This window comes from Mycobacterium basiliense, from assembly GCF_900292015.1.
GTDB lineage: Bacteria > Actinomycetota > Actinomycetes > Mycobacteriales > Mycobacteriaceae > Mycobacterium > Mycobacterium basiliense.
Genome location: NZ_LR130759.1, coordinates 1,114,272 through 1,125,584, shown reverse-complemented (window position 1 = coordinate 1,125,584; position 11,313 = coordinate 1,114,272). Strand labels below are relative to the sequence as shown.

The following is an 11,313-nucleotide window of genomic DNA, read 5'->3' as shown; positions in this document are numbered from 1 at the left end:
AAAGCCGAGGTCTCCATAATTGTTACCGAGCAGATAGCCGGTCCCGCAACGGGCTGTGGACCAAATGGGCAAATCCCCGGCTGGTGTGCGCGGCCCCACAATGCGACAACCACCGGCCCGCAGACTTCTAATCAGGCGAGGCGACTTTGTTTTGGCTTGCCGGATTATGCTGTGCTGCAACGATTTTGCCTGGCTCCGGCGGGGCATGCGGCGCGCGGCGCGCGGCCGGCCTACGCCGGCCTGAGCAGGGCGACCAGGAACTGGGAGTCATCGGTGAACGGTCGCAGATCCCAGGTGGACAGCAGCAGATCGGGTACAAATCGCGCATCTGCCGCGTCGTCGAGAAACTGGGTGAATTCGTACTCGCGACCGGCGCCGAAGCCGATCACCGCCCGACCGTCGTCGCGGAGGTGGGCCCGTAATCGGCCCAGCACCTGGACTCGGGTGCTGGGGGCAAGAAAAGTCATGACGTTGCCTGCGGACACGATCACGTCGAACGGCTCGGTGATGCCGCGCGTGCACAAATCGAGTTCGGCGAGGTCGCCGACCAGCCAGTGCGGGCCGGGATGATCCTGCTTGGCCGCCTCGATGAGCTGCGGGTCGACATCGACGCCGACCACGTGGTGACCTGCCGCGACCAGATACCCACCCAACCGACCTGGGCCGCAGCCGGCATCGAGGATGCGGGCGCCGCGGGGCGAAACGGCGTCGACCAGGCGCGCCTCGCCAGCCAAATCCTTGCCGGCCTGCGCCATGGCGCGGAAGCGCTCGATATACCACTGCGAATGTCCGGGATCGGCAGCGACCTTCTGCATCCAGATGCTCTGCTCGACCATGCGAGCATTATCGCAACCGCAAGACCGGCACGGCCGCGCCCGTGGTCGAGCTCGATGAACTCGGCTGAGTCCGCGATTGGCGCACGAGCGCCGAGCCAACACGTTCATGACTCCGGGTAGCGGGAGGAGGGGCTGTTGTGTTCAAGGTGATGTTCTACTCACCGCGCATCGCCCCCAATACCGGCAATGCCATCCGCACCGCGGCCGCGACCGGCTGCGAACTGCATCTGGTGGAGCCACTGGGCTTCGACCTGTCCGAACCCAAGCTGCGACGCGCCGGCCTGGACTATCACGACCTGGCATCGGTCACCGTCCACGAGTCGCTGACCGCGGCATGGAAGGTGCTATCGCCGGCGCGGGTGTTTGCATTTACCACGCAAGCCGCTGTTGCGTTCGCCGACGTCAGCTATCGCGCGGGCGACGTGCTGATGTTCGGGCCGGAGCCCTCCGGGCTGGACGCGGAAACCCTCGCCGACGCGCATATCACCCAGCAGGTGCGGATTCCCATGCTGGCCGGGCGGCGCTCGCTGAACCTGTCCAACGCCGCGGCGGTGGCCGTCTACGAAGCGTGGCGACAGCAGGGCTACCGGGGGGCCCTCTAGGAACCCTGTGAAGTAGCTGTGATGTCACCCCAACACGAGACCGGCTGGCCCGAACCGCAATACGGTCTAGGACAGGGATTTTGGCTCAGCGGCCGAAAGGACGACGATGTCGTACGTGGTGGCGGCCCCCGGGGCGGTAACGGCCGCCGCGGCGCATCTGGCGAGCATCGGCGCGACCGTCGACACGGCGAACTCCGCCGCGGCGATCGCGACCACCCGACTACTCCCCGCGGGCAGCGACGAAGTATCGGTGTCGGTGGCCTCCATGTTTTCCGGCTACGCCCTGACCTATCAGCACGTTGCCGCCCGGGTGACGGCGTTCCATAACGAATTCGTGCGGGCCCTAAACGCGAGTGCGGGCGCTTATACCGCCGCGGAAGGGGCCAACGCCGCGCCACTGCAGACCGTGGAACAAGGCATTTTGCGGGCTGTTAATGCGCCCACCGAGACGCTGCTTGGGCGCCCGCTGATCGGCGATGGCGCCGCCGGGACCGCGGCCAGCCCCAACGGCAGCGATGGCGGGCTGTTGTACGGCAACGGTGGTGCCGGCTTCGACAACAGTGCCACCGCCGGGGCCGCTGGAGGCAATGGCGGTAACGCGGGATTGATCGGCAACGGTGGCGTGGGCGGGACCGGGGGCGCCGGTGGCGCCGGTGGTACCGGCGGCACCGGGGGCTGGTTATACGGCAGCGGCGGCGCGGGCGGCGCCGGCGGCAACGCGGTCGTGGCCGGTGGCACCGGGGGCAACGGGGGCGTTGGCGGCGCGGCCGGGCTGTGGGGTGCCGGCGGCGCGGGCGGACACGGCGGCAGCGGCGTGGCCGGGGCCAACGGTGTCAACCCGACACCCAGCCATGACACGGCGCTCAACGGCGCCGACGGCGACAGCAACATCTACGACGCCGCCAACAACACTGTCTCCGCCACCACCGGCGCCGATGGAACGCCCGGCGGCGCCGGTGTCACCGGCGGCAATGGCGGTGCCGGCGGCCACGCCACCAGCCCGGTCACCAACACGACCGCGACCGGTGCCGACGGCGGCAACGGCGCGCAGGGCGGGCAGGGTGGGGCCGACGGTGGTACGGGCGGGGTCGCCGGCGTCGCCGCGTCCTACAACGGCGTCGCCATCGGCGGCAACGGGGGCAACGGCGGCGCCGGTGGCGCCGGCACGGACGGCCAGGCCGGCAGCGCGGGCGGCGCCGGCGGCGCGGGCGGTCGCGGCGGATGGCTTGTCGGCGACGGCGGCGCCGGTGGCGCCGGCGGTGACGGCGGCGCCGGCGGCAGCGGCGACATCGGCGGTACCGGTGGCGCCGCCGGCTTTACCGGCTCCAACAACGACAGCGCCGCCTCCACCTTGTACGGGGCGTACGGCGGCAACGGCGGCAACGGTGGCGCCGGTGGCAACGGTGGCCATGGCGGCGCTGGTGGCAATGCCGGCGACGGCGGCAGCGGGGGTGATGGGGGGTGGCTGATCGGCAACGGCGGAGCCGGTGGTCAGGGCGGTATCGGAGGCATGGGCGGCGCCGGTGGTTCAGGCGGCTCCGGCGTCGCCGGCGCCCATGGCGGCAACGCTACAAGTTCGATAGCGGCCTTCGGCGGTGACGGCGGTGTGGGTGGCGACGCCGGTCATGGCGGCGGGGGCGGCGACGGCGGCAACGGGGGTCAGGGCGGTGGCGGGGGACGCGGCGGAATGCTCGGCGGTCTGCCGGGCGCAACCGGCAATGGTGGCGCCGGTGGCACCGGTGGTGGCGGGGGCCTGCACGGCTCCTTGGGCACCGGAGGTGACCCCGGCACCGGTGGTGGTCAGGGGGCCGACGGCAACCGCGGCGCCGACGGCCTCGGTGGCGCCGCCTTCGACGGTACCCGCGGCAACGACGGCAGCGCGGGCTGACGAGGCGTCGCCTACCAGCTGTTCCAGTGCGTCACGCTTTCGGCGGGCAGCCGTTTGGCCGGCCGGAAATCGGTGCCTTTGGTGTAGGCAATCGGGAACAGCCCGCCCTGGCTGTACTCCTCGTAGGGAATCCCGAGTATCTCGGCCACCTGTTGTTCGCCATCGTCGAGCAGATGCAGGGTTGTCCAGCACGAGCCCAATCCGCGCGAGCGCAGCGCCAGACAAAAGCTCCACACCGCTGGAAACAGCGAGGCCCAGAAGGACACCCCGCCCAGTGGCGACTTGTCTTCCCGGCCCTGGATGCAGGGCACCATCAGCACTGGCACCTCGTGCATGTGCTCGGCAAGATAGCTCGCGGAATCTCTGATCTTGCCCATCCGCTCACCGCGGGTGTCGCCATCGGGGTACTCGGGTGCCGGTGAGCTGAGGTAGCCGCGCGCATTCGCCAGGTAGACCTCGGCGATCGCTTTCTTCTTGTCCGCGTCCTCGACAAACACCCACTGCCAGCCCTGCGAGTTGGAGCCGGTGGGCGCCTGCAATGCCAGATCGAGGCATTGCATGAGGACTTCGCGCGGCACCGGCTGGTCGAAATCGAGTCGTTTGCGGACCGAGCGGGTGGTGGTCAGGACTTCGTCGACGGACAGGTTGAGGGCCATGAGTGGAGGCTACCCGGCCTGGATTCAGGTCCCTGAGCGTCGAACGGGCTCAAGAGATGCCGGTGACCCGGCTGCCGCGGTGGCCATCGTTAGTCGTGATCGGTCGAAACGGACACGTCCCGCCAGGAGTTGATGTCGGAAGTCAGTTGCTGAATCTTTTCCTCCACCGCCGCAACGCAATCGGTGCCCAGCAGCAGATGCACCGGCGGCTCGGTGGCCGACGCGATGTCAACGATGGCCGCGGCGGCCTTGACCGGATCGCCGGGCTGAGCGTGGTTGACGTCGAGGGCATGGGCGCGCATCGCGCCGGCGGTGGGCTCGTAGTCCGCGATCACGGTTTCTTCGGTGCCCAAGCTGGACACATCGAGGAAGTCGGTTCGGAAGTAGCCCGGCTCAACAATCGTCACCCAGATGCCCAACGGCGCGAGCTCCTTGGCCAGCGCTTCGCTGAACCCTTCCATGGCGAATTTGGTGGAGTTGTAGATCCCCCAGCCGGCCGAGCCGAGCAATCCCCCCACCGAACTGATGTTGATGACATGGCCGGCGCGTTGGCCACGCATTATGGGCAGCACGCCCCGGAGCACGGTCAAGGTGCCAAACACGTTGACTTCGTACACCGCTCGAATCGCAGCGTCGGATGCCTCCTCAACGGCCCCGAGCAGCCCGCGCCCGGCGTTGTTGACCACCACATCGATCCGGCCGAAAGCGTCGACCGCCGCCTGGACTGCCCTTGTTACCTGTTCGGCGTTGGTGACGTCGAGGTCGACGGCAAGCATGCTGCCATCCGCGTCGGGAAGGTGGGTGCGGAGCTGGTCCGCGCGCCGCGCGGTGGCGACCACCCGATCCCCCCGACTCAGGATCGCGCGGGCGATCTCGAGCCCGAACCCACGCGATGCGCCGGTAAGAAACCAGACTTTTTCCGACATCGTTGCTCCTCACCCTCCTCGGACAACTCAAGGCTCTCAGTCTTCCTCCTCAGCGGAAGTCGCGCGAACGGGAACCCACCGTGAGGTTGATGCGCCCCATCCGCTCGGCCACGACGGTGACTGCGCCGCTGGCGTTTTGCACCTGGCCGCGAATCAGCAGCGCCGGGGCGGTATGCGCCAGCTTGCGGTGTCGCGCCCACACCCCCGGGGTACAGAGCACATTGACCATCCCGGTCTCGTCCTCGAGGTTGATGAATGTCACCCCTTGTGCCGTCGCGGGCCGCTGCCGGTGAGTCACCGCACCGGCAATCAGCACCCGGGCGCCGTCGGGCACACCGAGTAGCGCGTCCGCGGGCACTACCCCCATAGCGTCCAGATCCGCTCGCAGAAACTGCGTCGGGTAGCTGTCCGGGGAGATTCCGGTGGCCCACACGTCTGCCGCGGCCAGCTCTAGCTCGCTCATTCCCGGCAGCGACGGGATGTTCGAGGACGAACCCACCCCGGGTAACCGGTCCGGTCGCTGGGTGGCCGCGGCCCCGGCCGCCCACAGCGCCTCTCTCCGCGATATCTCAAAGCAGCTCAGCGCTCCGGCCGTCGCCAGCGCTTCGGTCTGCGGCACCGAAAGCTGCACTCGGGAGGTCAGCTCCAGCAGGGAGCTGAACGCTCCGTTGGTGTTTCGTTCTTTGACCAGCTTCTCGGCGAGGTCGTCACCGATATGGCGGACAGCACCTAGACCCAAACGAACGGCATTCCCAGAATCTTCCAACGTGGCGTGCGCCAGGCTGGCATTGACATCGGGTCCTCGCACCACCACACCGTGCCGACGCGCATCGGCCACCAACGACTGGGGCGAATAGAAACCCATCGGCTGGGCTCGCAGCAGCGCCGCGCAAAACGCGGCGGGATGGTGCAGCTTGAACCACGACGAGTAGAACACCAGCGACGCAAAGGACAGGGCATGGCTTTCGGGGAAGCCGAAATTGGCGAAGGCTTCCAGCTTTTCGTAGATCCGGTCGATCACCTCGTCGTCGGCACCGTGCAACGCGCGCATGCCGTCGTAGAACCGGCCGCGCAGCCGTCGCATACGTTCGGTGGAGCGTTTGGATCCCATGGCGCGCCGCAGCTGGTCGGCCTCGGCGGCGGAAAAACCGGCGCAGTCGACCGCGAGCTGCATCAACTGCTCCTGGAAAAGCGGAACTCCCAAGGTCTTGTGTAATGCCGACTCCATGGAGGGATGTTCGTAGACGACCGGGTCGATGCCGTTGCGCCGCCGGATGTAGGGGTGCACCGACCCGCCCTGGATGGGCCCGGGCCGGATCAGCGCGACCTCCACCACCAAGTCGTAGAACACCCGAGGCCGCAGCCTGGGCAGGGTGGCCATCTGCGCGCGGGACTCCACCTGGAACACGCCGACGGAGTCGGCGCGCGCCAGCATTTCGTACACCGCCGGTTCGGCGAGGTCTAGCCGGGCCAGGTCTACCTCGATGCCCTTGTGCTCGGCCACCAGGTCTATGGCGTAATGCAGCGCCGAAAGCATGCCCAGCCCGAGCAGATCGAACTTCACCAAACCGATTGCCGCACAGTCATCTTTGTCCCACTGCAAGACGCTGCGATTCTCCATGCGCGCCCATTCCACCGGACACACGTCGGCAATCGGACGGTCGCAGATCACCATGCCGCCGGAATGAATACCCATATGCCGTGGCAGGTTGCGGATCTGGTTCGCCAGGTCGATCACCTGCTCAGGGATGCCCTCAACATCGGCGGCCTGACCATTCCAGTGACTTATCTGCTTACCCCATGCGTCCTGCTGGCCCTGGGAGAAGCCCAGGGCGCGAGCCATGTCGCGCACCGCGCTGCGCCCGCGGTAAGTGATGACGTTGGCGACTTGAGCGGCATAGTCGCGGCCGTATTTGTCGTAGACATACTGGATGACCTTTTCGCGCTGATCCGACTCGATGTCGATGTCGATGTCGGGTGGCCCATCGCGGGCGGGCGACAAAAAGCGCTCGAACAGTAACTCGTTGGCTATCGGGTCAACGGCGGTGACACCGAGGGCATAACACACGGCGGAGTTGGCCGCCGATCCCCTACCCTGGCACAAGATGTCGTTGCGTCGGCAAAACTGGGTGATGTCGTGCACCACCAGGAAATATCCTGGAAATCTCAGTTGTGCAATAACTTTCAGCTCATGTTCGATCTGGAGATAGGCCCTCGGCGACCGTTCGGCAGGTCCGTAGCGGTCACGGGCGCCCGCCATCACCAACGAGCGCAGCCAGCTGTCCTCGCTATGCCCATCGGGTACATCGAACGGCGGCAACTGCGGCGCGATGAGCGCCAACCCGAATGCGCACTGTTCACCAAGCTCGGCAGCGGCGGTTACCACCTCGGGCCGCTGCGCGAACAGCCGGGCCATCTCCTCGCCGGATCGCAGATGGCAACCACCTAGCGGGGCCAGCCATCCGGCGGCCGAGTCCAGGGATTGCCGGGCCCGGATCGCCCCCATCGCCATGGCCAACCGACTGCGGGCGGGGTGGGCGAAATGGGCCCCGGTAGTGGCGACGACGCCGACACCAAAGCGCGGCGCCAGACCGGCTAGCACCGCGTTGTGTTCGTCGTCGACCGGGTGACCGTGATGGGTCACCTCGATGCTGACCCGGCCGGCGGTGAATCGGTCCACCAAGTCGGCCAGTGCACGCTGCGCCGCATCCGGTCCGCCTTGAGAAAGCGCTTGGCGCACATGCCCTTTCCGGCATCCCGTCAGTATGTGCCAGTGCCCGCCCGCCGCCTCGGTCAGCGCATCGAGGTTATAGCTCAGCTTGCCCTTCTCGCCTCCGGCCAGATGAGCGGCGGCCAGTTGCCGGGATAGCCGCCGGTACCCTTCCGGGCCACGGGCCAGCACCAACAGATGGGGGCCGGGTGGATCGGGTTGCTCGGTGCGGGCCGCAATTCCCAGGGACAGCTCGGCGCCGAATACGGTATCGACGCCGAGCTCGCGGGCCGCTTCGGCGAACCGTACCGCCCCATACAGGCCGTTATGGTCGGTTAGCGCCAGGGCACGCAAATCCAGCCGGGCGGCTTCCTCGACCAACTCCTCGGGCGTGCTGGCGCCATCGAGAAAGCTGTAGGCCGAATGCGCGTGCAGCTCGGCATATGCCACGGACGACGCAACCGATGAGGTGGCCCGGCTGTCACCCGGCTGGGGCGCATAGGTCCCACGCTTGCGTGACAACGGGCCATCCCACTCAGTTTCGACTGCCGAGCCGGCTCCATCCGGCGTACCGGCATGGCGCGGCTTGCCGTCTAGCACCCGCTCCATTTCCGCCCAGCTCGGCGGCCCGTTGCCCCAGCCCATATCGACAGGTTATCGAACTTGTGTTCGAATAGCGAGGGGTTTGGGAACCACTACGCAGACGGCGCGTGAACCCCCCGGAAAGAGTTTGCGAACAGCACAACCCGGTGGCGTATCGCTGCTGTTAAACACATCTTTAACAGGAAAACACATTCTTAACCTGGCAGCCCTATCGCGGCGAGGATTCCGGACGGACACTGGTACTAATTCACAAAAGATGGGCGGGGACTTGTGATGCCACAATTGATGACACTGGACACTGGCTTCCTCAAGGCTCCGGTTCCCGAATGGCACGCGGGCCTGGCGTTCGGCGCGGTTGCCGTCGTCAACGGCACCGCCCCGAATTCCGACCAGCTCAAAGCACTGCTGGCCGAACGGCTGCAATCAATACCCCGGCACGCCCAGGTGCTGCGGACGGATTGGAGAGATCATCCGGAGTTCGATCTCGCCCAGCACATACAGCGGGTGGCACTCCCCAGGCCCGGCGATGAGGCGGAACTGTTCCAGGCGATTGCCAACGCGCTCGAGCGCCCGCTCGACCTGGACCGCCCGCTGTGGGAGTGCTGGATCATCGAGGGCCTGAAGAGCAACCGGTGGGCGATCTTGCTGAAGCTTCATCACTGCATGGCGGACGGCATCTCGGCGGCTCACATTCTCACCCGGCTCTGCGACGACGCCGACCACACGTCGTTCGCGAATCACGTTGCGGTTAAGCAGGTCTCGGCGTCACAACCCGAGCGACCCAGTTGGACCGACGCCATGTGGCAGGCTCCCGCCGCCCTCGGCGCCGCGGCCGCTGTCACCACAAACGTCGTCAAGGCCGCCGCCCGCGCCGTTACCTGGCCCGCAGCGTGGCCGTCGTCGAGCGGCCCGCGGATCACCATGCGGCGTTACACCACGGTGCACGTTTCGATCGCCGACGTCGACCGCGCCTGCCGCAAGTTCGGCGTGTCGGCCAACGATGTTGCGCTGGCGGCCATCAGCGAAGGCTTTCGGACGGTTCTGCTGCAGCGCGGCGAACAACCCCGCGCGGACTCCTTGCCCACCCTGGAACCGGCCGACAGTCGACTCTCGGCCGCGCTGCCGTATCTGCCCGTCGAACACGACGACCCAATCGGGCGGCTGCGGACGGTGCACCGCCAATTGAACCCGGCCCCGCCCGGCCACCAGTCAAGATCCGCGGGCCTATCGGAATACCTGCCTTTTACGTTGTGCGCCAGGGCACTTCAAGCACTGGCGCGGCTGCCCCAGCGCGGCGTCGTGACGCTGGCCACCGATGCACCGGGTCCGCGCCACCGATTGCGACTCATGGGTCAACGGATGGACCAGGTGCTCCCCATCCCGCCGACCGCGCCACAGCTCAGCACCGGAGTCGCGGTGCTGAGCTACGGCGATGAGCTGGTCTTCGGCATCACCGGCGCCTACGACGCCGCACCCGAGATGGTGCAGCTGGCCGCCGGCATCGAACGCGGAATGGCGCGCCTGGTCGCGCTCAGCCAGGATTCGGTCCTGTTGTTCCGCCAGGATGCTCGCAAGCGTTCATCCCGTCCCGTTGCCGGCACCGGACACCGGCGCCGACCGTCCGCTTTCCCGGTACGAGCGCGACGCTGAACCCAACCTGGGCCGCATTGGCCACCATGAGAAGGTGGGACGATGTCGGTCACCGTCGACCCGCGCCACCACGATGCCGTCCTGCTGGACGCCGCGCTGCCATTCACTGACGCCCTGGTCCAGCGGCTACGGGAGGCACGCGTGTACGCCGGTGTCTATTCGCCCGGTGGCGGCGACCAGCAGGACGCACTGATCGGCGCGGCCGACCGGCTGGGGGTGCGACCGGGCAGGTGCGTCGTGATCGCCGCCGACGCGGCGGGCGTCGCAGGCGCGCGCGCCAGCGGATTCGCGCTCGTGATCGGTGTGGACCGGACCGGAGACGGCGACGCATTGCGTCGCCGCGGCGCGGACACCGTGGTCTCGGAATTGAGCCGGGTCCGGGTGCGCACCGGAGACCGGCGAATGTCCGAGCTTCCCGATGCGCTGGGGGCCCTCGCTCAGGGCGAGATCCTTGGCGCCGGCAGGCCCGCGGTGTTCTTCGACTTCGACGGCACCCTCTCGGAGATCGTCGATGACCCCGATTCGGCCAGACCCGTCGCCGGCGCGCTCGAGGCCTTGCGCGATTTGGCCACACGCTGCCCGGTCGCGGTGCTCAGCGGCCGCGACCTGGCCGATGTGACGAAGCGACTTGGCATGCCCGGGATCTGGTATGCCGGCAGCCATGGTTTCGAACTGACCGCACCCGATGGCACACATCATCAAAACGACACGGCCGCGGCGGCGATACCGGTGCTCGCGCAGGCGGCTGACCAGTTGCGCGCGCAGCTCGCAGCAATGCCCGGTGTTGTCGTGGAGCACAAACGGTTTGGAGTCGCAGTTCACTACCGCAATGCCGCCCGCGATTGGGTCGGCCAGGTTGCCGCAGCGGTGCGCACGGCGGGCCAGCGCGCTTCGCTCCGGGTGACCACCGGCCGCGAAGTGATCGAACTCCGCCCGGATCTCGACTGGGACAAAGGAAGGACGCTGCGCTGGGTGATCGATCACCTGCATGATGCGGACGCACGGCCGCTGGTGCCGTTCTACCTCGGCGACGACATCACCGACGAGGACGCGTTCGACGCCGTGCGATCCGACGGAATTCCCATTGTGGTGCGACACGACGATGACGGCGATCGTGCTACCGCCGCGCGGTACGCCTTGGACAGCCCCGCGCGCGTTGCCGAGTTCACCGAGCGGCTGGCCCGCCAACTCGGTAAGGACCGGGTCAACTAGCCCACCACGCTCCGGCGACTGCGCACGACAGCGTGCACAGTATGGCAACGCACCACCGGAATCGGGATAATGTCTGCCCGCGTATGAAACCGGCGGGCGAGAGACGGGCAATACTCGGCGCTGGTGGGACCAACAGGTTCCCACGGAAGCAACGGAGCATAGCGGCGCTAAGAGACGCACTCCACCGCCGCATCGTCGAGCACCAGCTCGGTGTCGGTACCCGCGCTCAG

8 protein-coding genes are annotated in these 11,313 nt (G+C 67.5%); 4 read left to right on the top strand and 4 right to left on the bottom strand.

Translation table 11 applies throughout. From position 1 onward, the window contains the following. Positions 1 to 230 precede the first annotated feature (230 nt). Entirely contained in the window at positions 231 to 836 is a 606-nt protein-coding gene (locus MB901379_RS04995; RefSeq protein WP_158015627.1) for a class I SAM-dependent methyltransferase, read from the bottom strand. Positions 837 to 985: 149 nt separating this feature from the next. Between MB901379_RS04995 and MB901379_RS04990 the strand changes: the two genes are divergently transcribed. Together MB901379_RS04990 and MB901379_RS04985 are read left to right on the top strand one after the other, a co-directional pair. Then, complete coding sequence (locus MB901379_RS04990) at positions 986 to 1,438, top strand: tRNA (cytidine(34)-2'-O)-methyltransferase (protein WP_408632359.1); 453 nt, start codon at positions 986 to 988, stop codon at positions 1,436 to 1,438. A gap of 106 nt (positions 1,439 to 1,544) precedes the next feature. After that, entirely contained in the window at positions 1,545 to 3,326 is a 1,782-nt protein-coding gene (locus tag MB901379_RS04985) for a PE family protein (protein ID WP_158015625.1), read from the top strand. Between the two features lie 11 nt (positions 3,327 to 3,337). Here MB901379_RS04985 and MB901379_RS04980 read toward each other — a convergent pair whose 3' ends face one another. The 3 genes from MB901379_RS04980 to MB901379_RS04970 form a co-directional block, all read right to left on the bottom strand. Beyond that, positions 3,338 to 3,982, bottom strand: coding sequence for a nitroreductase family protein (locus MB901379_RS04980; RefSeq protein WP_158015624.1), 645 nt, complete (start codon positions 3,980 to 3,982; stop codon positions 3,338 to 3,340). Positions 3,983 to 4,071: 89 nt separating this feature from the next. Further along, positions 4,072 to 4,908, bottom strand: coding sequence for an oxidoreductase (locus MB901379_RS04975; protein ID WP_158015623.1), 837 nt, complete (start codon positions 4,906 to 4,908; stop codon positions 4,072 to 4,074). 49 nt (positions 4,909 to 4,957) lie between these two features. After that, on the bottom strand, positions 4,958 to 8,263 hold the full coding sequence (locus MB901379_RS04970; protein WP_158015622.1) for an error-prone DNA polymerase: 3,306 nt from the start codon (positions 8,261 to 8,263) through the stop codon (positions 4,958 to 4,960). A 231-nt stretch (positions 8,264 to 8,494) separates the two neighbouring features. On the opposite strand from MB901379_RS04970, the gene MB901379_RS04965 reads away from it, so the two are divergent. Then, a complete protein-coding gene (locus MB901379_RS04965) occupies positions 8,495 to 9,871 on the top strand; it encodes a wax ester/triacylglycerol synthase family O-acyltransferase (RefSeq protein WP_158015621.1) in 1,377 nt (458 codons plus the stop codon). A gap of 42 nt (positions 9,872 to 9,913) precedes the next feature. After that, positions 9,914 to 11,083: a trehalose-phosphatase gene (otsB, locus tag MB901379_RS04960; protein WP_158015620.1), complete on the top strand. Its 1,170-nt coding sequence runs from the start codon at positions 9,914 to 9,916 to the stop codon at positions 11,081 to 11,083. The last annotated feature ends 230 nt before the right edge of the window (positions 11,084 to 11,313 follow it).